The following is a 23763-nucleotide window of genomic DNA, read 5'->3' as shown; positions in this document are numbered from 1 at the left end:
GCCCGCTGAGCAGTCCGAAGAGGATCAGGGACGATGCGCCGGACCAGACCCGGTTGGTCGACACCCCGGACCGGACGTGGGGATGCGATCCTGTGCTGATCGCCGAGCCCTACCGCGACCCCGCCGTGCGCGAGGCCAGCAAGGTGGCCGCGTTGCTCGCCGTGCACGACAGCGCGGTCGACGTACGCGACGGCGCCCCGCTCGACACCGCGACGGTGGCGCGGTGGCCCGGCCGCCCGCCCAGCGGGCGCCCGGCGGCGGCGCTCCCCCGCGGGCCCCCGCCGGCGCGTCGCACCCCGGGCGTCCCCGGCGACCTGACGCGCCGAGTCGCTGACCCACCCGCCAGAAGGAGATCCCGCCCGTGTCCACCGAATCCGGCCTCGCCGCCGCGTACCCCCGGCTGTTCGCCCCGCAGCGGTGGGAGTGGGGCGGGCTCGACGCCCAGTTCAGCACCGGAGCGCCACCGGACGAGCTGGTCACCAACGTGCACCTGGTGGGGTTCAGCGGCGACCAGGTCATCCTGTGCCGCGACGACCGCGACGTGTGGTTCCTGCCCGGAGGCACGCGCGAGCCCGGTGAGAGCGTCGAGGACTGCGCCCGGCGGGAGCTGCTGGAGGAGGCGGGCGCGGTGCTCACCGGCCCGCTGAGCGTGATCGGCGCGCACCACTGCGTCACCGACCGTCCGCTGCCGTACCGGCCGCACCAGCCGCATCCGGAGAAGGCCTGGCTGTGGTGTGCCGCAGACGCCGCGATCGTCCAGGCGCCGACGATGCCGGCGGACGCGGAACAGATCGTCGAGGTCCGGGCAGTGCCGGTCGCCGAGGCCGCCTCGCTTCTGCTCACCGATCAGCCCTGGCTCCCCGACCTGCTCATGCTGGCCGTGCGGACACGCGGGCAGGGATGACCACGCCTGCCCCGCCGGTCAGACCGACTCCAACTCGCGATCCTCGGTCGGCGAGGGAGCCGCGGCCCGTCCGGCCCGGTTGTCGACCCTGGTCATGACGGCCCGGGCATACAGCGCGACGCCGGCCAGCATGCTGGCCACGGCGATCGGCACTCCGAGCAGGGGCCGCACGTACATCGCCAGGAACCAGGACCTGACGTCGATGTCGGACAGGATGAAGACCAGCGGGACGATCCCCTGGGGGATGAGCAGGATCGAGCCGAGGGCCCAGCTCAGTCCCTCGACCGTCCCGCCCGTCGTGGCCCCGGCGCCGCCGGCGGCCCGGACCGGGGTGGGCCGACCGGTGCGCATGGTGTGCAGCAGGTCGGGCCCGTCCGCGGTGAGCTTCCGGATCGCCAGGCCGCCCAGCACCCAAGCGACGGCGACGCCGGTCAGCACGCCGACCGGCAGCGCGGCCCAGCTCACCCAGGGCTGGCCCAGGCGCGTGCCGAGGTAGACCACGGCGAGCGCGGGCCCCGGCGGCACCAGCCCGATCCAGAACAGCACGTTGGACCGGCCGGTGGTGTCGGCGCGCTCCAGCGGGTTGCTCGGCCGCTTGTGCGCGTCGGGGCCGGGGACCAGGCCGTACACCGACGAGTGGACGATCAGGCCGGCGCCGCCGCCGAGCAGGGCGGGCACCGCCGCGGCGACCCACGGCCACGTCCACGTGGAGCCGCTCCACCAGGTGAGGGCGATGCTCAGGACGATCGCCGGCGGCGCGAAGACGATCAGGTACGCCCACTGCCGGCCGCGCACGTCGGCGCGCTGGGAGCCGATCGTCAGGGTCTGCCAGAGCGCGGTGCCGTCCTGGCTGTAGAGGTTGCAGGCCGAGGTGATCGCGAAGAGCGCGAGCGCCGGGCCGGCCCAGGGCAGCAGGAGTCGGGCGTCGAAGGTCAGCGGCAGCAGCGCGGTGCCCAGCGCCCAGACGATCGGCACCACCGCCGTGGTGGTCCGCAACGGATCGCGCCACCAGGTGCGCAGCTCCTTGCGGACGACCGCGCCGGTCGGGCCGCCGAGCGGGCCGCCGCTCACCGGGACGCGGTCGGCGCTGCCCCGGATGGTGGCCCGGGCCCGGCGCGGGGTGCCCAACTCGACCGACCAGACGAGCAGCAGCAGGACGCAGAGCGCGGCCAGCCCGGCCGGCGCGGCGATCGCGAGCGGCCAGTCCCCCCGGCCGGCGGCGTCCACCGCCACCACACCCCAGCTCGACGGGATCGACCGCAGCGCGACGGTGGTCGGGTGGGAGAACCCGGTCTCGAGGATGTCCGAGTACATGACGGCCACGACGATCATCCAGCCGGACTGGGTGAGCACGAGCATCGCCGCGAACAGCACGCCGGTGACCGCGGCGCCCGCCCGGGACGCCGCGACGGCGCCGAACAGCGCGTAGGCCACCCGGGACAGCAGCACTACGAAGATCAGTTGCAGCGCCGCGACCGGCACCGCCAGCAGCGCCGGGGCGAGCCCCTGCCGGGCCCCGTACGTGATCAGGCCGACGAAGCCCAGCGCGGTGACCGCCGTGGTGATCCCGACGAAGGCCGCGCCGAGCAGCCCCAGCGCGAGCCGGCGGCGCGGCACCGGCAGCAACGTGAAGTGGTCGGCGCGCAGCACCGCCGAGCCGCCGAACAGCGGGCCGGCCAGCCAGCCGAGCGTCCACAGGCCGAACACGCCCGCGAGCAGGTCGCCGAGCACCACGGGGTTGGGCAGCTCGACCAGGGAGAGCCAGATGGTGGCGGCGGCGAACAGCAGGCCGAGAACCGCGCCGACCAGCATCCACGCGGCCCGGCCGCCGGTCATCGAGTTCTTGACGACCGTCAGCTTCATCCGGATCAGGATGCCAGCCACGACAGCCCTCTCCGGCCCTGCTCGCCGCCGCCGACCAGCCGGACGAACGTCTGCTCCAGCGTGCCGTCGCCGCGTACCTCGGCGAGCGGACCGGCCGCCACGACCCGCCCCCCGGCCATCACGGCCACGGTGTCGCACAGCTGCTCGACCAGCGGCATCACGTGGCTGGAGAGCACCACCGAGCCGCCACCGGCCACGAACCCGGTCAGGATCGCCTTGAGGGCCGCCGCGGACACCGGGTCGACCGCCTCGAACGGCTCGTCCAGCACCAGCAGCCGGGGCCCGTGCAGCAGCGCGGTCGCCAGCCCGATCTTCTTGCGCATGCCGGTCGAGTAGTCGACCACCAGGGTGCGCTCGGCCGCGCCGAGCTCCATCACGTCGAGCAACTCCTGGACCCGGCCGGCCAGCACGCCGGCCTCGATGCCGCGCAACTGCCCGATGTACGTCAGCAGCTCGCGTCCGGTCAGCCGCTCCGGCATGGACAGCCCGTCGGGCAGCACGCCGATCAGCGCCTTGGCCCCGACCGGGTCGGACCACACGTCCACCCCGAACACCTGCGAGGCGCCCTCGTCCGGGCGTAGCAGCCCGACCGCCATGGACAACGAGGTCGTCTTGCCCGCGCCGTTGGGGCCGACCAGTCCGAAGAAGGAGCCCCGCGGCACCACGAGATCGACATGGTCGACGGCGGTGTTCGCGCCGAACGTCTTGTGCAGGCCGGACAGTCGCAGTGCCGCGGGCGGGCCGCCCGCGTCGGGGCCTTCCGCTGCGGCGTGCCGGGTGGTGGTGGTCGCTGGTTCCATGGATCCCCTCGACGTCGCTGGGTGGCGCCGGGCCTGGTCTGCCCCGACCTGCGCTGCCTGCGGATGCGCCGACGAAGAGGGTTGGTCCACCGCGCTCACCCGGCGGAGAGGGCGTGCGGGCTGAGTCTAGCGACCCGGGGACGCCGGGAGTGGCCCGTCGACGCCTCAGGACGACCCGGATCCGACGCCCCGCACCGCGTCGACGACGGACCGGACGACCTCGTCGGGCCGGGACACCGCCATCGCGTGGGAGGCGCCGGCGACCTCCCGGACCCCACGGGCGCCGGCCCGCTCGGCCATGAAGCGGTGCGCGGCGACCGGGATGTTCCGGTCGGCGTCACCGAAGACGAACCACGTGGGCAGCGACCGCCACGGTGGGGTGGTCGCCGCGAGACCGTCGCCGAGCGCCTGCTCGGTCACGGGCCGCTGCGTCCGCGCCATCAGGGTCGCGAGGTCGTCGGACACGTCCGCGGCGAACTGCGCGTGGAAGGCGTCCTGCCGGATCGCCGTCTCCTTGCCGCCGGTCGCGACCGGGTAGGAGACCAGCGTGTCGGCCAGCGTGCTGCCGGGGAACTGCCCGGACAGCGCCAGCGCCGACTCGCCGGTGTCCGGGCAGAACGCGTTGACGTAGACCAGGGCGCGCACCGCCGACTCCCCCGCCGCCGCCTCCGTGATCACCATGCCGCCGTACGAGTGACCGACGAGCACCACCGGGCCGCCGATCCCGCGCACCACGTCCCGCACGTACGCGGCGTCGCCGGCCACTCCGCGCAGCGGGTTGGCGGCGGCCACGACGGACCGGTCGGCACCGAGCCGTTCGATCACCCCGTTCCAGCTGGCCGACTCGGCGAACGCGCCGTGCACGAGGACGAGGGTGAGTTCCTGATCTGGCACGACATCCGCTCCTTGGCTTCGGCGGAGCCGTGCGCGTCCGCCCGACCTGTACCGGGCCGGCTGCTTACCCACCGTGCGACGGTGAAACGTCCGTCTTCCGTCGGCGGCGCAGACCGACCACCCGGCACCGGCCTGCGAGGCGTCCGGCGGGCGTGATGCCTATGCTCGTCGGGTGGAGCACAGCGAGCAGGCCGTGCTGGCCGAGATGCTGCAGTCGGCCGAGGACTTCGCCCCGGTCGAGGCCGTCGAGGCCGTCACCGGCGTGCTCGCCACCGCGTTGAACGCGCTCGCCGTCTCGCTGCTGGTAGCCGACCTCAGCGGACGGGCGCTGGTCCGGCTGACCCACCATCCGGCCGCCGACGGGCCGGACCGCCGTCACGGTGAGGAGGCAGCCGAGATCCTGCCGTTCGACGGCGGGCCCTACGAGCAGGCGCTGCGCCATCAGGCCAGCCAGGTGCTCCCGGCTGACGGACGATGGACGGTGCTCGCTCCGGTCACCGAACGCGGTGAGGCCATGGGGCTCCTGGAGATCGACCTGCCCGCCGAACCGGATACCACCGTGGTCGCCCAGATCGCCCGGGCCGCGCACGCGCTGGCATTCGTGGTGATCGCCAACCGCCGACACACGGACCTGTTCGAGTGGGGGCAGCGCAGCACCCCGTTCACGCTCTCCGCCGAGATCCAACGCCGCCTGCTGCCCGCCGCCTTCACCTGTGAATCCGGTGCGTTCACCCTCTCCGGCTGGTTGGAGCCCGCCGCGAGCGTCGGCGGGGACACCTTCGACTACAGCCTGGCCCGGGACCTGCTGCACTTCAGCGTCACCGACGCCATGGGCCACGGTGTGGCCAGCGCGCTGACCGCCACCCTCGGCGTCGGCAGCCTGCGCAACACCCGACGCCGGGGCCACACCCTGGTCACTCAGGCCGAGGAGGCGAATCGCGCCGTCGCCGAGCACGCCAACGTACGCGGGGCCTACGTGACCGCCGTGCTCGGCCGGGTCGACCTGGGCACCGGACGCTGCGAGCTGCTCAACGCCGGGCACATCCCGCCGCTACTGGTCCGCGACGGCCGGGTGACCGAGGTGGATCTCCCGGCCAACTTCCCGCTGGGCATGTTCCCCGAGGAGCCCTGCCGCGCCGGCGAGATCACCCTCCGATCCGGCGACCGGCTGGTCGTCGTCACCGACGGCATGCGCGAACGTAACGCGGCCGACCTCGACCTGTCCGCCGCCCTGCTCGGCATCACCGGCCTGCATCCCCGCGAGGCGGTGCGTGCCCTGTCCGACGCGTTGCTGGCCGCGACCGGTCCGACGCTGGCCGACGACGCCACCCTGCTCGTCATCGACTGGTACGGCACGCACGAGCGGCGACGCAGCACCGGCGGCGCGGACACCGCACGCGCGAGCACCGGACAGCGGTGAGGGCGTCACGAGACCGCCGACGACGCCTCCTCGGCGTCCCGCACGGTGTCGAAAACGCCGATGACCCGGTCGACCGAGGTGACCGACAGCACCCGCCGGACCGACCCGCCGACGCCGGCCAGCGCGAGCCAGCCGTCCCGCGCTCGCAGGTCCTTGTGCGCGACCACGAGCGCGCCCAGGCCGCTGGAGTCCATGAAACCCACGCCGGTCAGATCGACCACCACCACCCGGGCGCCGCCCCGCACGACCTCGTCCAACCGGTCGCGCAATCGGGGCGAGGTGCTCATGTCCAGGTCACCGGCGACCTCGATCACGGTGCCGACACTTCCCTGCCGGGTCGACAGCACCAGGTCCATCCGACCTCCCTCCCGCGACGTGCGGCGTGTTCCTCCAGTACGCGTACCGGTCCACGGTGCCAGAGTCCGAGCCCTTCCGCCCGGTGACGGGCCGGCCCCGGGTCCGACCCGCTCGCGCCGCGGCCGAGCGCGACATCGTGGGCGCGTCGGTGGTGGGCCGGTCCGGCTGAGCGTGCGTCGCAGCGGGCAGCGCTGTGGCGCGCCGGGTGGGAGGATCTGCCCATGCGACGGAGATCTCTGCTCATCGGCGCGGCAGCCGGCGTCGCCGCGCCCGTCGTGGCCTCCGGCGCCGCGACGGCGGCACCCGGCGTCGGCACCGACCCGCCGCGCCCCCGGCCGCGCACCTGGACGCCGGCCAACAAGGCCAGCGGCCTCACCACCCTGCCGACGGCCACCCGTCAGGTCGTGATCGTGACGGCGGCGAGCTGGAGCACGAGCTACGCCACGCTGGAGACGTTCACGAAGACCGACGGCCGCTGGGTCCCGGTCTCCACGGCGCTGTCCGCGCGGATCGGTTCCCAGTTCTTCAGCGACCACCACGTCGAGGGGGTGCCGACCACGCCGACGGGCGTCTACTCGTTCGGTCCGACGATCTACGGCATCGCCGCGAACCCGGGTGTCAAGCACCCCTACCACCAGATCGTCACCGACGACTGGTGGAACGAGAACCCGAACTCGGCCGGCTACAACACCTTCCAGCACACGGCCACCAGCCCCGGCGGCCTGAGCGAGGCGCTGTGGAAGGAGAAACCGGCCTACACGCACTTCGCGGTGATCACCTACAACATGCCGCCGAACGTGCCGAAGCCGGTGCCGAACGCGGGCAGCGGCATCTTCCTGCACGAGTTCAGCCGGACGCCGTCCGGTCCCACCGCGGGCTGCGTCAGCCTGTCCCACGCCGACCTGGTCGGCGTGCTCCGCTGGCTCGACCCGGCGGCCCAGCCGCGTATCGTGCTGTCACCGTTGGACAGCCTCGGCCGCTACTGACGCGCCGGGCGGGCGCGCCCGGGCCCGGCGCGAAGTGTCGATCTCCACGCCGGGCCGGGGGCCGGGTCAGCTGGCCGTGCAGCTGGCCGTCGCACCGGGGCCGGTGCCGGTGCCCTGGAAGCCGAAGTTGGTCGACTGGCCGGCGCCGACGTGCCCGTTGTAGCTCACGTTGGTGAACCGGACGGTCCCGCTGGTGCCGCTGGCCTGCGCGTTCCAGGCGCCGGTGATCGCGGCGCCACCGGGCAGCGTGATGGTCACGGTCCAGCCGTTGATGGCCGCGGAGCCGGCGGTGACGTTCACGCTCGTGGTGAAGCCACCGGCCCACTGGTTGAGCGACACCGACGCCGAGCAGCCGTTACCCGTCGGCGGAGTCGTGGTGGGCGGGGTGGTCGTCGGCGGGGTGGTCGTCGGCGGAGTCGTGGTCGGCGGGGTGGTCGTCGGCGGCGCGGTGGTGGGCGGGTTGGGCGCGCCGTTGGCCAGGCTGTAGGCCAGGTCCGGCTGGAACGAACCGGCCGCGTAGCGGCAGCCGTCCGCCTCACCCGGCGGCTTCACCCAGAGGTACGCGTCGATGTTGCTGTCCCCGGTGTTCGTCGTCGGGTACTGCCCGATCCGCCGGTCGGTGTTGTCGTCGGCGCACCAGTCCCCGCTGGCGCCGCCGTTGCGGCTGGTGTCGATGACCTGGCGCTTGCCGGAGATGCCCATGCCGTTGAGGGCGGAGATGACCGCCCGGCCGAAGTTCGCCTCGCTGGAGGTGGGGTTGAAGTTCGACACGTTGGTGAAGAAGCCGTCGGCGTACTGCACGCCGGCGGCGCGGAGCCGGTTGGCCGTGTCACTCGCGCTGTTCCAGGTGGAGTGGCCGCCGTCGAGGTAGACCTTGGCGTTGGGGTTGGCCGACTTGATGGTCTGGGTGGCCGTGGTGAGCGCCTGGTTGCGCGCGTTCAGCTCGGCGCCGCTCAGGCAGGTCTGGAGGGCGAGCGAGTCGGTCTCCAGGATGATCAGAACGGTCTGGTTGCCGAGTCCTCGGGCAAAGTTGGACACCCAGGTCTGGTACTGGTTGAGGTCCGGGGCCCCGCCGGCGCTGGCCCCGCCGCAGTCCCGGTTGGTGATCTCGTAGACCGAGAGCACCGGGATCTGCTGCGCCGCGTTGGCGGCGCCGACGAACCCGGAGACCTCGGACTGCACCGTCGACGGGTTGAAGTTGGCGAACCAGCGGGCCTGCGGCTGGCTCGCGATCTTGTCGCGGATGACGGCGGCCCGCGAGTCGCCGGGGTTGGCCGCGACCCAGCGGACGACGGCCGAACTCGGGTCACGGTAGAGCGTGCCGGACACCGTGCCGGCGGACGCGCCGCCGACGGCGAAGGCGACGCCGGCCGCGGCGGTGACCGCGACGGCCGCCACGCTGACCGCTGCCGACCGGCGGCGCCGGGGGGAGAGGATAGCCACGACGTGTTTCCTCCTGATCACATAGATGTGTCTGTCTTCATGGGAGCGTTCCCAAGACGGTAGCGGAGACGTGGACCGCTGCCAATATGCAAAGTTGTCGCTGCGTCAGCGACCGGCCCGGCGACGGCGGGCGCGTCAGAGCTGGATGACGTGACCCACCCGCGGCGGCGTACGGCCGGCGAGGACGTCGAGCCACGCGTGCCGCAGCGCCTCGGGGCCGTGGCCGACCCGCACGTCGAGCCACCCGCTCACCACCCGCGAGAACCGCTGCCAGGCGTCGGCGAACCGGTGGTCGAGGCCGTCACGACCCCAGTCCCGGCCGCGCTTGCGCATCTGCACCGGCGCGAAGAAGACCTCCTCGGCGGCGTCGGCGTTCGGCGTCTGCCGGGTCAGACCGACCGCGATGTCCCGGACGAGCCGGTCGCCGAGGTGGGCGCGCAGGGCGGCCCGGTGCGCGGGTGCGCCGGACAGGTCGAGGTAGACGGTCGGGACGGCGTCGAGCGCCGCGACCTCACCGTACGGGAGGACCTCGTCGTAGCAGCCCAGCGACCGGGTGAACCCGAGGTTGTCCGGCGAGGTGAGCCCGACCAGGCGTGGGCCGCGGCCGTGCAGCTCGAACGCGGCGGCGTACGCGGTCTTGCTCGACGCCGACGACAGCACCAGCGACCGCGCTCCGTACCAGTCGTTGTCGACGACCTGGTCGGCGAGCATGAACGAGGTGAAGAACAACGGCCGGAACAGGATCAGCAGGTCCTCCTGCTCGGCCCGGTAGGCGGGGTCGCCGATGGTCGACCGGTAGGCGTTGTACGGCGAGGGCAGGTCGGCCCGGTGCGGGCTGGCGTCGCGGAAGCCCGAAGCGTCCACCCGCTCCGGGCGTACCACCAGGTGGCCGGCGGGTGGGAGGTAGCCGTAGACGCGCGTGCCCGGCTCGACGCCGGCCACGGCGGACGCGGCCACCTCGGCGAAGCCCCACAGTGGCGGGAGCCCCCACCGCCGGTCGAGCCCGCGCGGCTCGGGCGGGAAGAACTCCCAGTACCGCATCGATTCGCCGAGCACCGCGTAGGTCACGTTGTTGGCGGTGAGCCCGACGCGGTTCACGCGCAGCAACGCCTCCCCGTCGACGAGGGCCGGCACCCGACCGTCGGCGAGCGTGGTACGGGCGCGGTCGTCACGGGCCACGGCGAACGTCCACGACTCAGCCATGGTCCGACGGTAGGCAGCCGCGAGACCGGAGACAAGTGCACTGCGAGTGCAAAATTCGGCGGGTCCGGACCCGAGCACGCCTGCACTACCCTCGCCGGCGTGGACACCACGGAGATCGATGCCCCCGTCGTCGGCGTCACCGTCTATCCGGACCGCGCCCGGGTCACCCGTCGCGGCAGCGTCCGGCTGACCGCCGGCGAACACCGGGTACGCGTCGCGCCCCTCCCCCTCGGCCTGCGCCGCGACTCGATCCGGGTCGGCGGGCGGGGCGCGGCCACCGTGCTCGGCGTCGACGTCAACGCCTGGCGGCGGCCCCGCAGCACCGACGCCCAGGTGGTCGGCCTGGAGCGGCGGCGGCGCGAGCTGGCCGACGAACTGGTCGAGATCGGGGACGCGGACGGCATCGAGGACCAGCGCGGGGAGTTCCTCACCCGGCTGGCCGAGCGCGCCGGCGGCACGTACGCCCGGGCGCTGGCCGCCGGCGACCTGACGCCGGCCGACGTCGCGGCCTTCACCGACTCGGTGGCCGGTCAGCTCGCCGAGTCACGCGGCCGGCGGCGCGGCCTGGCCCGGCGGCGCGACGAGCTGGCGGAGGAGATGGCGGCGGTCGAGCGCGACCTCGACGCGGCGCACGGCAAGCGCGCCCCGGACCGGTTGGCCGCCGACGTGACCGTCTCGGTGGAGGCCGACGACGCGGAGGTGGAGCTGGAGCTGACCTACCTGGTGGACGGCGCCCGCTGGCAGTCCTCCTACGACCTGCGGCTCGTCGACGACACAGTGACCGTCACCTGGCTCGCGCTGGTCAGCCAGAGCACCGGGGAGGACTGGCCGGAGTGCGAGCTGGCGCTCTCGACCGCGCGGCCGGCGGCGACCGCCGGCGTACCCGAGCTGTCGCCCTGGTATCTCGACCGGTTCCGGCCCCCGACACCCCGGGCCGCGGCGGCGCCCATGCCGGTCGGGATGCCGCCGCCGGCGCCGGGAGCGGCGCCGGCCGGTGGCGGCGGGCCGGCCCGGTCCGCGGCACCCCGCCCGCGGATGCGGGAGAGCGTCGCCGAGGTCGAGCAGGGCGTCAGCGCGGCCACCTATCGCCCGGCCCGGGCGGTGGCGGTGCCGGCGGACGGCAGCGAACACCGGGCCACCATCGCCGTGCTGGAGCTGCCGGCCCGGCTGGACCACGTGACCGTTCCGGTGCGCGCCGCCGAGGCGCACCTCCGGGCGACGGTACGCAACACGTCGGACCACACGCTGCTCCCCGGCGCGGCGGCGGTGTTCCACGGGGCGGACTTCGTGGCCGCCACCCGACTTCCGACCTGGGCGCCGGGCGAGGAGACGGAGCTGGCGCTGGGGGTGGACGACCGGCTGCGGGTGGAGCGGAAGCTGCACCGGCGGTCGGAGACCAGGGCCGCGCTGGGGTCGACGCGGCGGCGGGAGGTGGACTACCGGATCACCGTCGCCAACCACACGCCCCGGCCGGCGACGGTGGAGGTACGGGACCAGGTGCCGGTGTCCCGCGACGAGGCGGTGGTGGTCCGGGAGACGACGGTGACGCCGTCGCCGGCCGAGCGGACCGAGTTGGGGGAACTGACCTGGCGGTTGTCGCTCGCGCCGGGTGACAGCGGCGAGATCGCCCTGGGCTTCCGGGTGGAGCTGGCCAAGGGGGTCGAGCTGACCGGCTGGCGGGAGTAGGCGTTAGGAAGGGGCCCTTCTTATGCAGAATGCGTTAAGAAGGGCCCCTTCCTTGAACCTCAGACGCGGCGGCGGCCGTAGGCCCCCGCGGCGATGGCGACGCCGATCGCGGCGAAGACGACCTGGAGCACCAGCTCGATCCAGTCGATGCCGGCCGTGTCGTCGACGCCGAAGGCGCCGGCGACCAGGGTGCCCAGGATCGCGGCGACCACACCGATGAGCAGCGTGAGCCAGATCGGGATGTTCTGCTTGCCCGGCACCACCAGGCGGCCGAGCGCGCCGATGACGAGGCCGATGACGATCGCGGTGAAGAAACCCGTGACTTCCACGAGAGCCGTCCTTTTCCCTCGGATGTGTTGGCGTCTCGGTGGTTGCCCCGATCAACCTTCCGCCCAAACGCGAGAATCGTTTCTTCACGAAACTGTCATGCGCCTACCGCCGCCGGGTCGCGCCGGGGGCGTCCTCGCGGTCGATCCGCAGTTCCCGCTCCAACTCGGCGATGACGGTACGCAGGTCGTCCAGGCGCTGGCTGATCGCGATGCGGTCCACCTCGTCCGGCACCCCGTCGCCGTCGGAGTCGTAGTCCGGCGACAGCCCCTCGGTCATCTCCAGCCGACGCGCCTCCTCCATCGAGTTGACGATCACGGCGATGAGGATGTTCAGCAGCAGGTTGACCGCGATCATGACGAAGCTGACGTAGTAGAGCAGCGTCCACGACGACACCTCGAGACCCTGTTCCAGCAGGTCGGGCAGCGTCTCCAGGGACAGCAGCACGAAGAGCGTGACCAGCGAGCGGCCGATGTCGCCGTACTGCTCGGGATAGCGGTCGCCGAAGATCAGCCAGCCGGCCATGCCGTAGACGTAGAGGGTGACGCCGGCGAGCGCGAGGAACGCCGCCACGCCGGGCAGGCTGCGCCACAGCGCGGTGACGATGGTGCGCAGGCCGGGTGAGAAGCGGACCAGGCGCAGCACCCGGGCCACCCGGACGAACCGCAGCACGGCCGGGTCGCCGTGCAGCCACGGTATGAAGATCGCGACGGTGACCAGCAGGTCGAACACGTTCCAGCCGTGCCGGAGGAAGTCCTGCGGCCGGCGGCCGTACGCGAGCACCCGGATGGTGATCTCCACGACGAAGACCAGCCGGAACATCCACTCGGTCCAGCGCAGCACCGACGCGGTGGTGCCCGCGTGCGGGTACGTCTCGATGCCCAGCACCACCCCGTTGGCCATGATCAGCACGACGATCGCGACCTCGAACGGCCGGGACGCGACGATCCGGGCGCACCGGGCCGCCGGCCCCCGTTCCGCGCCGCCCGGGCGGCGTACGCCCCGCTGGGTCGGCACGTCGGTTCGCCGGTCGACCATCCCGACACCCTATTGGGTTACCGTCGGCGGGTGATCCGGGCCGAGACGTACGCGCAGTGGATCACCCCTGCCCTCCCGCTCTACGGCGACGACCACGAGCGGGCCGACTTCGCTCCCTGAGACGCGTGCCCCGATGCCACGCCTCTCTCACCCGACCCCTTCTCCGGGAGCGATGCCCCATGTCCGTCGACACCTCGATCCGGGCGGTGCTGCGCGCGCCGCAGGTCGCCCGGGTGCTCCTCGGCAGCCAGCTCGGCCGGCTGCCCACCGCCAGCGGCCCGCTCGCGCTGCTGCTCTTCGCCCGCCAGTCGCTCAGCCTGGCCGCCGCCGGCCTGCTCGTCGCCGCGTACACGGCCGGGATGGCGGCCGGCACGCCGCTGCTCGCCCGGGCGGTGGACCGCTGGCGGCAGCCGCCCGTGCTGTGGGCCGCCGCGGCCGTCTCCGGCCTCGGCTTCGGCGCGGTGGCGCTCACCGGCGGGCACCTGGCCGGCGCGATCACCGGCGCGGCGGTCGCCGGGTTCGGCACGCCGCCGCTGGAGGCGTGCCTGCGGACGCTCTGGCCGGCCCTGCTGCCGCCGGCGACGGTGCCCACCGCGTACACCCTGGACATCGCCCTCCAGGAGGTGATCTTCGTGGTGGGGCCGCTGGTCACCCTGCTCGCGGTGACGGTCGGCGGACCGACCGCCGGTCTGCTCGCCGCCGCCGTGGCGCAACTCGCCGGCACCGCCCTGTACGCGCTCAGCCCGGCCGCCCGGGCCTGGCGCGGGGTGGCCGCGGTCCGGCACTGGGCCGGGCCGCTGCGCGTACCGGGGTTCGGGGTGATGCTGCTCGGCGTGGTCGGCGTCGGCGCGGCGGTCGGCAGCATCGCGGTGGCCGTGACCGGTTACGCCGAGGCGGCCGGCGACCGGCGGCTCAGCGGCTGGCTGCTCGCGGCGCAGGCGGGCGGCGCGCTCGTCGGCGGCCTGCTCTGGACCCGGGTCCGTCCGGGCGGACCGGGCCGCCTGCCGTTGCTGGCCGCCGCGCTCACCGCCGGGTTCCTGCCACTGCTGCTGGCGCCCGGGCCGGCCCCGATGGCCGCGCTGCTCGCGGTGAGCGGGCTGGCGCTGCCCCCGGTGCTGACCGCCGTCTTCCTCACCGCCGAGCGGCTGGCGCGCCCGGGCACGGTGGCCGAGGCGTTCGCGTGGGTGAGCACGGCGTTCGTGGTGGGCAGCGCCGCCGGCTCGGCGCTCACCGGCGTGTCGGCCGGCGTCCGGTACGGGCTGCTGGTCGCGCCCATCGCCGCGCTGCTCGGCACGGCCGCGCTGGGTGTGATCGCGCTGCGGGACCGGACGACGGCGCCGCTCACAGCCAGCCGCGACGCTTGAACAGCAGGTAGAGCGCGCCGCAGACGGCGAGCATCAGCACGACCGCGAAGAGATAGCCGTACCGCCAGCCCAGCTCCGGCATGTGGGTGAAGTTCATCCCGTAGACGGTGCCGATCAGGGTGGGCGCGAACAGGATCGCCGCCCAGGCGGAGACCCGCTTGATCTCCTCGTTCTGCTCGAAGCTGGCCGCGGTCAGGCTGCGCATCTCCTCGTTCTGCGCCTGCGAGACCAGGGTGGCGTTGACGGTGAGGATGTTCTGCAGCAGGTGCCGGAATCCGTCGATCCGCTCCACCACCTGGGTGAGGTGGTCGGCCACGTCGCGCAGTCGCCGGCGCAGTTCCTCGTCGGTGCCGTAGCGCTCGAAGCCGTGGGTGAGCGCGTCGACGACCTTCAGCAGCGGCCGGGTCGCCCGCTGGAACTGGATCACCTCGCGGCTCAGCTCGTAGATGCGGCGGCTGGCGTTCGGGTCGCCGCCGAACACCTCGGTCTCGATCTCGTCGATGTCGTTCTCCAGCCCGGCCACCACCGGCGCGTAGCCGTCGACCACCCGGTCGAGTACGGCGTAGAGGACCGCCTCGGGGCCGAGCGCCAGCACGCCCGGCTCCGCCTCCAACCGCCGGCGGACGGCCACGAGGTCGGGCGTGCCGCCGTGCCGGACGGTGATCACGAAGCCGGGCCCGAGGAAGAGGTGCAGCTCGGCGAACTCAACCGCCTCCCGGGCGTCCAGGTAGCGGGCGGCGCGCAACACCACGAACAGCGTGTCGCCGTAGCGTTCCAGCTTCGGCCGCTGGTGGGCGTTGATGGCGTCCTCGACGGCCAGCTCGGGGAGCTGGAACTCGGCGGCCAGCGAGGCGACCTGCTCCCGGCTCGGCCGGCGCAGCCCGATCCAGGCCATCGCCGCGTCGAGCTGCTGGAGGCAGCGGAACGTGTCGGCGAGGCTGACCGGCGACGCCCGCCGGACCCCGTCGACGTAGACCCCGCTGTCGACCAGCCCGGCAGGCCGCTCCGGCTCGGCCGCGCCGGCGTCGATGGCGTGCTCGTCCAGCTGCCGGCCGAACCCCTCCGAGGACCGGTTGTCCGCCATGCCCCTCCCCCGCTGCTCGGCCGGCTCGCCGAGTCCCCCGCCGGGGCCGGCGCAAACGTCAGGGCCGGTAGCGGTAGCCCATCCCCGGCTCGGTGATCAGGTGCCGGGGCCGGGCCGGGTCGTCCTCCAGCTTGCGGCGCAACTGGGCCATGTACTGCCGGAGGTAGTTGGTCTCCTGCTGGTATTCCGGCCCCCACACGTCGTTCAGCAGTTGCCGCTGGCTGACCAGCTTGCCGGGGTTGCGCAGCAGCTTCTCCAGCATCGCCCACTGGGTGGGGGTGAGCTTGACCTCGACTCCGTCGTCCCGGGTGACGGTCCGGTCGGCCAGGTCGACGGTGTTGCGGCCGATCCGCAGCGCCGGCACGGCCGGGGTGGCCGGGGCGAGCCGCCGGGTCACCGCGCGGATCCGGGCGAGCAGCTCGTCCACCCCGAACGGCTTGGTGACGTAGTCGTCGGCGCCCGCGTCGAGCGCGGCCACCTTGTCCTCGCTGCCGGCCCGGCCGGAGAGCACGATGATCGGCACCCCGGTCCAGCCGCGCAGGCCCCGGATCACCTCGGTGCCGTCCAGGTCGGGCAGGCCGAGGTCGAGCACCACCAGGTCCGGCGGGTGGGCGGCGGCGGCCTTCAACGCGGCGGCCCCGGTGTCGGCCACCTCGACGTCGTAGCCCCGGGCGCGCAGGTTGATCCGCAGCGCGCGCAGGATCTGCGGCTCGTCGTCGACGACCAGGATGCGGGTCATTCCTGCGGCCCCTCCGGCTCGGTCGCGGCCGGCAGCCGCAGCACCATGGTGAGACCGCCGCCGGGCGTGGTCTCCGGGGTGATGCTGCCACCCATCGCCTCGGCGAGACCACGGGACAGTGCCAGGCCCAGCCCCACCCCGGTCTGGTTGTCCCGGTCGCCGAGGCGCTGGAACGGCAGGAACACGTGCTCCCACTGGTCCTCGGGGATGCCCGGACCGGTGTCGATCACCCGCAGCTCGACCTGGCCGGCGTGCGCGCTGCCGGTGATCGTCGGCGGTTGCCCCGGCGGGCTGTGCCGCAGCGCGTTGGCCACGATGTTGACCAGCACCCGCTCCAGCAGGCCGGGGTCGGCCAGCGCCGCCGGCAGGTCCGGCGCGATGTCCGTGGTCACCTCGGCCGCCGCCGCGCCCAGCTCGTCCAGGGCCCGGGGTACGACGTCCTCCAGCCCGACCGCGGTGGCGGTGACGCCCAGCGCGCCGGCCTGCAACCGGCTCATGTCGAGCAGGTTCGCCACCAGCCGGCCCAACCGGTCCAGCGACTCGTCGGCGGTGGCCAGCAGCTCCTCCCGGTCGTCCGCGTCGAACTCCACGTCGTGGCTGCGCAGGCTGCTCACCGCGGCCTTGGCCGAGGCCAGCGGCGTCCGCAGGTCGTGGCTGACCGCGGCGAGCAACGCGGTCCGCATCCGGTCGGCGGCGGCCAGCGGGCGGGCGGTGGCCGCCTCCTCGGCCAGGCGTTCCTGGCGCAGCGCGAGCGCGGCCTGGGCGGCGAACGCCTCGACCACCCGGCGGTCGGCGGCCTCCAGCCGCCGGCCAGCGAGCACCACGCTGAGCCGGTCGTCGACCGGCACCACCGTCTCCCCGGCGCTCGGGCTGCCCGGTGGGGCGTCGCCGACGCCGGCCACCACCCGCCAGGCGCCCTCCGCCCGGGACCGGGCCGGCCGCCCCTCCGCCTCGGCGGTCAGCTCCAGGACGCTCACCGCGCGCAGCCCGAACGTCTCCCGGAGCCGGTCCAGCAGGGCGGGCAGCGGCCGCTCGCCGCGTAGCACGCTGCCGGCGACGGTGGCCAGCGTCTGCGCGTCGGCGGAGGCGCGGGCCGCCTCCCGGGTACGCCGGGCCGCCACGTCCACCACCCAGCTCACCGCGACGGCGACGCCGACGAACACTCCGAGCGCGAGCAGGTTGTCCGCCTCGGCGATGGTCAGCGTGCGGTACGGCGGGGTGAAGAACCAGTTGAGCAGCAGCGATCCGCCGAGCGCGGCGACCAGCGCCGGCCACAGCCCGCCGACCAGCGCCACCCCGACCACGCCGGCCAGAAAGAGCAGGATGTCGTTGGTCAGGGTGAGGTCGGGCAGGGCTTCCAGCAGCAGCGTGAGCAGCGGCATGCCGATCACGGCCAGCGCGTACCCGAGCAGCCGGCGACGGCGGGACAGCGCGGCGGGCACCCCGGCCCCGCGTCGCCCGCGCCCCGCCTCGGGGTGGGTGACCAGGTGCACGTCGATGGCCCCGGAGAGCGCGGTGGTGGTCACGCCGACGCCGCGGGAGAGGACCTGCGCGAACCGGCCCCGCCGGCTCGCGCCGAGCACGAGCTGGGTGGCGTTGACCCCGCGGGCGAAGTCGAGCAGCGCGGCGGGGATGTCGGTGCCGAGCACCTGGTGGTAGGTGCCGCCGAGGCTCTCCACCAGCACCCGCTGCCGGGCCAGTTGGACCGGGTCCGCGTCGGCCAGCCCGTCGCTGCGGGCCACGTGCACGGCGAGCAGGTCGGCGCCCTTGCTGCGGGCGGCGATCCGGGCGGCCCGGCGGATCAGCGTCTCGCCCTCGGGGCCGCCGGTGAGCGCGACGACCACCCGCTCCCGCGCCTCCCAGGTGTCGGAGATGCCCTGCTGGGCCCGGTACGCGTCGAGCTGTTCGTCGACCTTGTCGGCCAACCAGAGCAGCGCCAGCTCACGCAGCGCGGTGAGGTTGCCGACCCGGAAGTAGTTGCCCAACGCGGCGTCGATCTTGTCGGGCCGGTAGATGTTGCCGTGCGCCATCCGGCGGCGCAGCGCCTCCGGCGTCATGTCCACCAGCTCGACCTGCTCCGCGGCGCGGACCACCTGGTCCGGCACGGTCTCCCGCTGGGTGGTGCCGGTGATCTGCGTGACGACGTCGGTGAGCGACTCCAGGTGTTGGACGTTGACCGTGGAGAGCACGCTGATCCCGGCGTCCAGCAGCTCCTGGACGTCCTGCCAGCGCTTGTCGTGGCGGGAGCCGGGCACGTTGGTGTGCGCCAACTCGTCGACCACCACGACCTCGGGACGACGGGCCAGCACCGCGTCGAGGTCCATCTCGGTGAAGTCCACGCCGCGGTAGGTCATCGCCCGGCGCGGCACCACCTCCAGGTCGCCGACCATCGCCGCGGTGTGCGGCCGGCCGTGCGTCTCGACCAGGCCGACCACCACGTCGGTGCCGCGCTCGGCCCGACGCTGGGCCTCCTCGAGCATGGCGTAGGTCTTGCCGACGCCGGGGGCCGCGCCCAGGTAGATCCGCAGCTCGCCTCTGCCCACGCCCCCATCCTCCCTGAGTGAAAGGAAGGGGCCCCGCTTAACGCCTTCGGTAGAGGCGGGGCCCCTTCTTAACAGCTGCCGGCGTCAGCGCGCCGGGTACTTCTCGTCCAGCGCGAGGTTGAGTTCCAGCACGTTCACGCCGGGCTCGCCCATGAAGCCGAGCGACCGGCCGGTGGTGTGCTCCTCGACCAGCCGGCGGATCGCCGCCGGGTCCGCGCCACGCTCGCGCGCCACCCGAGCCACCTGGATCTCCGCGTACGCCGGGGAGATGTGCGGATCGAGGCCGCTGCCGCTGGCGGTGACGGCGTCAGCCGGCACGGCCGGCTCCGCCAGCGCGTCCCCCCGGACCGGGGTGACCACGCCACCCTCGGCCACGTAGTCCCGGTCGGGCCGGGCCAGCTCGACCGGGACGCCCTGCCACGTCGACACGAACGGCGTCGCCGGCGCGACCTGGTTGACGCTGACCACGCGGGTGATTGTGCCGGTCAGACCGTCGGCGCGGAACACGGCCAGCACCGCGCCCACCCCGTCCGGCGTGCAGTACGGGCGACGACCGTCCACGCCGTCCAACTCGCCGACCGCCTTGCTGCGCGCGCAGACCTGGGTGAGCAGGCTCGGCGTGGAGTCGGCGGGGTCGGACGCCAGCGTGTCCACCACGCTCTCCGGGCCGAGGTTGCTGGCCGAGGTGGAGGTCGGGTCGTAGCCGTCGCCGGCGGCGGACGGGCGGGACTGGAAGTAGCGCGGGACGGGGTTGCCGTCCGCGTCGGTGAACGACTGCCCGATCAGCGAGCTGCCGACGGTCCTGCCGCCGACCTCGATCAGGGACCCGTCCGCCTTGCCGTCGAGGCCGGGGATCCGACCCACGGCGACCAGGGCGAGCGGGTAGGCCAGGCCGAGCAGCACGGTGAAGACGAGCACCGCGCGCAGGGCGGCCAGGTGCTGGGAGAGCCAACTGGGAAGGCGCATCACGAGATCCCCGGAATGAACTGGACGAGCAGGTCGATGAGCTTGATGCCGACGAACGGCACCAGGATGCCGCCGAGGCCGTAGAGCAGCAGGTTGCGGCTGAGCAGCGCCGACGCGCTGGCCGGGCGGTAGCGGACGCCCCGCAGGGCCAGCGGGATCAGCGCGACGATGACGATCGCGTTGAAGATGACCGCGGAGAGGATCGCCGACGCCGGGCTGGCCAGCCGCATCACGTTGAGCGTGTCCAGCGCGGGGTAGATGCCGGCGAACATGGCCGGGATGATCGCGAAGTACTTCGCGATGTCGTTGGCGATGCTGAACGTCGTCAACGCGCCCCGGGTGATCAGCAACTGCTTGCCGATCTCCACGATCTCGATCAGCTTGGTCGGGTCGGAGTCGAGGTCGACCATGTTGCCGGCCTCCTTCGCGGCCGACGTGCCGGTGTTCATCGCGACGCCGACGTCGGCCTGGGCCAGCGCCGGCGCGTCGTTGGTGCCGTCACCGGTCATGGCGACCAGCCGGCCGCCCTCCTGCTCCTTCTTGATCAGGGCGAGCTTGTCCTCCGGCGTGGCCTCGGCGAGGAAGTCGTCCACGCCGGCCTCGTCGGCGATGGCCTTCGCGGTCCGTGGGTTGTCACCGGTGATCATCACGGTCCGGATGCCCATCCGGCGCATCTCGTCGAAGCGCTCCCGCATGCCGGCCTTGACGACGTCCTTGAGGTGGATGACGCCCAACGCCCGGGCCGGTTCGCCGGCGGTGTGCTCGGCGACCACGAGCGGGGTGCCGCCGGTGCCGCTGATCGCGTCGACCAGTTCACCGACCTGTTCGGTCGGGTGGCCGCCGTTCTCGCGTACCCACTTCATCACCGCGGCCGCGGCGCCCTTGCGGATCTGCCGGTCGCCGACGCCGCCGTCACCGGCCAGGTCGACGCCGCTCATCCGGGTCTGCGCGGTGAACGGCACGAAGGTGGCGTGGGGGATCAGGCCGGGCTCGCGCTCGCGCAGCCCGAACTCGTTCTTGGCCAGCACCACCACCGAGCGCCCCTCAGGCGTCTCGTCGGCCAGGCTGGACAGCTGCGCCGCGTCGGCGACCGTGGCCGCGTCCACGCCGGCCACCGGCAGGAACTCGGCGGCCTGCCGGTTGCCCAGGGTGATCGTGCCGGTCTTGTCCAGCAGCAGCGTGTTGACGTCACCGGCCGCCTCGACCGCCCGCCCGCTCATGGCGAGCACGTTGCGCTGGACGAGGCGGTCCATGCCGGCGATGCCGATGGCGGACAGCAGCGCGCCGATGGTGGTCGGGATGAGGCAGACCAGCAGGGAGACCAGCACGATGCCGGTGACACCGGAGTCGGTGATCGCCTGGGTGTCCGGCGCGGCGGCCTGGTAACCCTTGGCGAAGATCGCCAACGGCTGGAGCGTGACGACCGCGAGCAGAAAGATGACCGTCAGCGCGGCCAGCAGGATGTTGAGCGCGATCTCGTTCGGGGTCTTCTGCCGGTTGGCACCCTCGACGAGGGCGATCATCCGGTCGATGAAGCTCTCCCCCGGCTTCTGGGTGATCTTCACGACGATCCGGTCGGAGAGCACCCGGGTGCCGCCGGTGACCGCGCTGCGGTCGCCGCCCGACTCCCGGATCACCGGAGCGGACTCGCCGGTGATCGCCGACTCGTCGACGCTGGCGATGCCCTCGACGACGTCGCCGTCGCCCGGGATGATCTGTCCGGCCTCGACCAGGACGATGTCCCCCTGCTTGAGCTGCGGTGCGGGCACCGCCTCGTCGCGGTAGACGTTGGCCGCCGCGCCCGGGGCCCACCCGAGCAGGCGGGTGGCGATGGTGTCCTGCTTGGCCCGCCGCAGCGTGTCGGCCTGCGCCTTGCCCCGCCCCTCGGCGACCGCCTCGGCCAGGTTGGCGAAGACCACGGTCAGCCAGAGCCAGATCGTGATGGCCCAGGCGAACACCGAGGGATCGACGACCGCGAGGACGGTGGTGAACAGCGCGCCGATCTCGACGATCAGCATCACCGGGTTGCGCCACAGGGTCCGCGGGTCGAGCTTGCGCAGCGCGTCCGGCAGCGAGCGGAACAGCTGCCTCGGGTCGAGCAGGCCACCACCGACCCGGTCGCCCTGGGTGGCCGGCGTGCCGGGGGTCGGCGCGTCGGCGGTGTCGGAAGGTGCCGTCATGTCCTTGTCTCTCATGGTGGTCACAGCCCTTCGGCCAGCGGGCCGAGCGCGAGCGCGGGCAGGAAGGTGAGCGCGACGAGGATCACCGTGACGCCGACGACCATGCCGACGAAGAGCGGCTTGTGGGTCGGCAGGGTGCCCTCGGACGCGGGCGTGGGCTGCTGGCGGGCCAGCGAGCCGGCCAGCGCCAGCGCGAAGATGATCGGCAGGAACCGGCCGAGCAGCATGCACAGGCCCAGGGCGGTGTTCCACCACGGCGTGCTCACGGTGATGCCGGCGAACGCCGAGCCGTTGTTGTTGCTGGCCGACGTGAACGCGTAGAGCACCTCGGAGAGCCCGTGCGGGCCGACGTTGAGCGCGGTCGAGTTGTTGCCGGTGGCGAACGCGGCGGCGGTCCCGGTGAGCACCAGCGCCGGGGTGATCAGGAAGTACATCGAGGCGAACTTGATCTCACGCGAGCCGATCTTCTTGCCCAGGTACTCCGGCGTGCGGCCGACCATCAGGCCGGCGACGAAGACCGTGATCACCGCGAGGATCAGCAGGCCGTACAGGCCGGCGCCGACACCGCCCGGGGCCACCTCGCCGAGCATCATGTTGCCGAGCAGCATCCCGCCGCCGAGCGCGGTGTACGAGTCGTGGAACGAGTTGACCGCCCCGGTCGAGGTGAGCGTGGTGGCGGCGGCGAAGGTGGCCGAGTTCGACACGTCGAACCGCACCTCCTTGCCTTCGAGGGCCGCGCCGACCGCCTGCGGCACCGTGCCGTGGCCGGTCAGCTCGAACACGTTGGTCAGGGTGATGCTGGCCAGCGCGAGGATCGCCATCACCGCGGCGATCGCGTAACCCTGCCGGTTCTGCCCGACCATCCGGCCGAAGACCCGGGGCAGGCTGAACGGGATGAGCAGGATCAGGAAGATCTCGATCCAGTTCGTCCAGGTGGTCGGGTTCTCGAACGGGTGGGCGCTGTTGACGTTGTAGAAGCCACCGCCGTTGGTGCCCAGCTCCTTGATGACCTCCTGGCTGGCCACCGGCCCGCCGGTGATCGTCTGGGTGCCGCCGGTCAGCGTGGTCACGTCGGTGCCACCGGAGAGGTTCTGCACCGCGCCGCCGATCATCAGGGCGAGCGCGCCGAGCACCGCGATCGGCAGCAGGATCCGCAGCGTGATCCGGGTCAGGTCGACCCAGAAGTTGCCCAGCTCGCCGGTGCGACTGCGGGCGAAGCCCCGGACCAGCGCCACCGCGACGGCGATGCCCACCGCGGCGGAGACGAAGTTCTGCACCGCCAGGCCGGCCATCTGCACCAGGTGACCCATGGTCGACTCACCCGAGTACCACTGCCAGTTGGTGTTGGTCACGAACGACACCGCGGTGTTCCAGGCGCCGTGGGTGATCACCGGGTCGAGGCCCAGCGAGAGCCAGAGGTGGTTCTGCAGCCGCTGGAACGCGTACAGGAACAGGATCGAGACGGCCGAGAAGGCGAGCACGCTGCGGGCGTACACGCCCCAGGTCTGCTCGGCGGCCGGGTTGACCCCGACCAGGCGGTAGATGCCCCGCTCGACCCGGGCGGACCGGGTGCCGGAGACCACCCGGTACATGTAGTCGCCGAAGGGCCGGTAGACGGCGACCAGCGCCACCACCAGCGAGAGCACGAAGAGCACCCCGGCTGTTGTCATGCTCATCAGAAGCGCTCCGGGAACAGCAGGGCGACGACCAGGAACACGCCCAGTCCGATCGCCAGCACCAGGCCGACGGCGTTGACGGCGCTCACAGCTTCTCCACACCCCTCACCACGAGGGCGAGAGCCGCGAACAGCCCCACCGTCAGCAACACGAACAGCACGTCAGACACGGCTGACCTCTCCTAGCGGAAAATGTCCTCGCGACCGCCTCCCGGTCGCGCCGGGCAATCAAAACGCCCGACCCCTCGAATGGACAGGGGCTATAACGCG

General features: G+C 73.2%; 20 protein-coding genes. 5 read left to right on the top strand and 15 right to left on the bottom strand.

Features of this window, described 5'->3' with window-relative positions:
• Window positions 1–361: 361 nt before the first annotated feature.
• Window positions 362–904: an NUDIX domain-containing protein gene (locus O7600_RS21795; protein WP_281590137.1), complete on the top strand. Its 543-nt coding sequence runs from the start codon at window positions 362–364 to the stop codon at window positions 902–904.
• An 18-nt stretch (window positions 905–922) separates the two neighbouring features.
• Here O7600_RS21795 and O7600_RS21790 read toward each other — a convergent pair whose 3' ends face one another.
• The 3 genes from O7600_RS21790 to O7600_RS21780 all read right to left on the bottom strand — a co-directional run bounded on the left by O7600_RS21790 (window position 923) and on the right by O7600_RS21780 (window position 4482).
• Window positions 923–2767 carry a hypothetical protein gene (locus tag O7600_RS21790; protein ID WP_281590135.1) on the bottom strand — a complete coding sequence of 615 codons (1845 nt, stop codon included), beginning with the start codon at window positions 2765–2767 and terminating at the stop codon, window positions 923–925.
• Window positions 2768–2772: 5 nt separating this feature from the next.
• Window positions 2773–3588, bottom strand: a complete 816-nt coding sequence (locus O7600_RS21785) for an ABC transporter ATP-binding protein (RefSeq protein ID WP_281590133.1) — start codon at window positions 3586–3588, stop codon at window positions 2773–2775.
• Window positions 3589–3753: 165 nt separating this feature from the next.
• The gene (locus O7600_RS21780; protein ID WP_281590131.1) at window positions 3754–4482 is read right to left on the bottom strand and encodes an alpha/beta hydrolase; all 729 of its coding nucleotides are present in this window, start codon (window positions 4480–4482) and stop codon (window positions 3754–3756) included.
• A gap of 172 nt (window positions 4483–4654) precedes the next feature.
• Between O7600_RS21780 and O7600_RS21775 the strand changes: the two genes are divergently transcribed.
• Entirely contained in the window at window positions 4655–5902 is a 1248-nt protein-coding gene (locus O7600_RS21775; protein WP_281590129.1) for a PP2C family protein-serine/threonine phosphatase, read from the top strand.
• Between the two features lie 5 nt (window positions 5903–5907).
• On the opposite strand, the gene O7600_RS21770 is transcribed toward O7600_RS21775, so the two are convergent.
• The gene (locus O7600_RS21770; RefSeq protein WP_281590127.1) at window positions 5908–6258 is read right to left on the bottom strand and encodes an STAS domain-containing protein; all 351 of its coding nucleotides are present in this window, start codon (window positions 6256–6258) and stop codon (window positions 5908–5910) included.
• Between the two features lie 222 nt (window positions 6259–6480).
• On the opposite strand from O7600_RS21770, the gene O7600_RS21765 reads away from it, so the two are divergent.
• Window positions 6481–7245: a L,D-transpeptidase family protein gene (locus O7600_RS21765; protein ID WP_281590108.1), complete on the top strand. Its 765-nt coding sequence runs from the start codon at window positions 6481–6483 to the stop codon at window positions 7243–7245.
• 66 nt (window positions 7246–7311) lie between these two features.
• On the opposite strand, the gene O7600_RS21760 is transcribed toward O7600_RS21765, so the two are convergent.
• Both O7600_RS21760 and O7600_RS21755 read right to left on the bottom strand, forming a co-directional pair.
• Complete coding sequence (locus O7600_RS21760) at window positions 7312–8688, bottom strand: glycoside hydrolase family 6 protein (RefSeq protein ID WP_281590106.1); 1377 nt, start codon at window positions 8686–8688, stop codon at window positions 7312–7314.
• Between the two features lie 135 nt (window positions 8689–8823).
• Window positions 8824–9891, bottom strand: coding sequence for a DUF2855 family protein (locus O7600_RS21755; protein WP_281590104.1), 1068 nt, complete (start codon window positions 9889–9891; stop codon window positions 8824–8826).
• Between the two features lie 99 nt (window positions 9892–9990).
• Here O7600_RS21755 and O7600_RS21750 point away from each other — a divergent pair, with 99 nt between their 5' ends.
• Window positions 9991–11577, top strand: coding sequence for a mucoidy inhibitor MuiA family protein (locus tag O7600_RS21750; RefSeq protein ID WP_281590101.1), 1587 nt, complete (start codon window positions 9991–9993; stop codon window positions 11575–11577).
• Between the two features lie 59 nt (window positions 11578–11636).
• Here O7600_RS21750 and O7600_RS21745 read toward each other — a convergent pair whose 3' ends face one another.
• Together O7600_RS21745 and O7600_RS21740 are read right to left on the bottom strand one after the other, a co-directional pair.
• Window positions 11637–11906, bottom strand: coding sequence for a GlsB/YeaQ/YmgE family stress response membrane protein (locus O7600_RS21745; protein ID WP_099162746.1), 270 nt, complete (start codon window positions 11904–11906; stop codon window positions 11637–11639).
• 103 nt (window positions 11907–12009) lie between these two features.
• Window positions 12010–12942: an ion transporter gene (locus O7600_RS21740; RefSeq protein WP_281590097.1), complete on the bottom strand. Its 933-nt coding sequence runs from the start codon at window positions 12940–12942 to the stop codon at window positions 12010–12012.
• 179 nt (window positions 12943–13121) lie between these two features.
• Here O7600_RS21740 and O7600_RS21735 point away from each other — a divergent pair, with 179 nt between their 5' ends.
• Window positions 13122–14306 carry an MFS transporter gene (locus O7600_RS21735; protein ID WP_281590095.1) on the top strand — a complete coding sequence of 395 codons (1185 nt, stop codon included), beginning with the start codon at window positions 13122–13124 and terminating at the stop codon, window positions 14304–14306.
• On the opposite strand, the gene O7600_RS21730 is transcribed toward O7600_RS21735, so the two are convergent.
• The 7 genes from O7600_RS21730 to kdpF all read right to left on the bottom strand — a co-directional run bounded on the left by O7600_RS21730 (window position 14284) and on the right by kdpF (window position 23583).
• Window positions 14284–15390, bottom strand: coding sequence for a magnesium and cobalt transport protein CorA (locus O7600_RS21730; RefSeq protein ID WP_281590093.1), 1107 nt, complete (start codon window positions 15388–15390; stop codon window positions 14284–14286). The genes O7600_RS21735 and O7600_RS21730 overlap by 23 nt on opposite strands.
• Window positions 15391–15448: 58 nt before the next feature.
• Window positions 15449–16129 carry a response regulator gene (locus tag O7600_RS21725; RefSeq protein ID WP_281590091.1) on the bottom strand — a complete coding sequence of 227 codons (681 nt, stop codon included), beginning with the start codon at window positions 16127–16129 and terminating at the stop codon, window positions 15449–15451.
• The gene (locus tag O7600_RS21720; protein ID WP_281590089.1) at window positions 16126–18672 is read right to left on the bottom strand and encodes a DUF4118 domain-containing protein; all 2547 of its coding nucleotides are present in this window, start codon (window positions 18670–18672) and stop codon (window positions 16126–16128) included. Before O7600_RS21720 ends, O7600_RS21725 begins: the two co-directional genes overlap by 4 nt.
• Before the next feature lie 84 nt (window positions 18673–18756).
• Window positions 18757–19638 (bottom strand): potassium-transporting ATPase subunit C, encoded by an 882-nt coding sequence (locus tag O7600_RS21715; protein WP_281590087.1) that lies wholly within the window; start codon window positions 19636–19638, stop codon window positions 18757–18759.
• Entirely contained in the window at window positions 19638–21818 is a 2181-nt protein-coding gene (gene kdpB, locus O7600_RS21710) for a potassium-transporting ATPase subunit KdpB (protein ID WP_281590085.1), read from the bottom strand. Before kdpB ends, O7600_RS21715 begins: the two co-directional genes overlap by 1 nt.
• A gap of 20 nt (window positions 21819–21838) precedes the next feature.
• Window positions 21839–23494: a potassium-transporting ATPase subunit KdpA gene (gene kdpA / locus O7600_RS21705; protein ID WP_281590083.1), complete on the bottom strand. Its 1656-nt coding sequence runs from the start codon at window positions 23492–23494 to the stop codon at window positions 21839–21841.
• The gene (kdpF, locus tag O7600_RS21700; protein WP_036343797.1) at window positions 23494–23583 is read right to left on the bottom strand and encodes a K(+)-transporting ATPase subunit F; all 90 of its coding nucleotides are present in this window, start codon (window positions 23581–23583) and stop codon (window positions 23494–23496) included. The genes kdpA and kdpF overlap by 1 nt, the downstream gene beginning before the upstream one ends.
• Between the last annotated feature and the right edge of the window lie 180 nt (window positions 23584–23763).

Origin of the sequence: Micromonospora sp. WMMA1998, from assembly GCF_027497375.1 — a bacterium.
Lineage (GTDB): Bacteria > Actinomycetota > Actinomycetes > Mycobacteriales > Micromonosporaceae > Micromonospora > Micromonospora sediminicola.
This window is presented reverse-complemented; position numbering and strand designations above follow the sequence as displayed.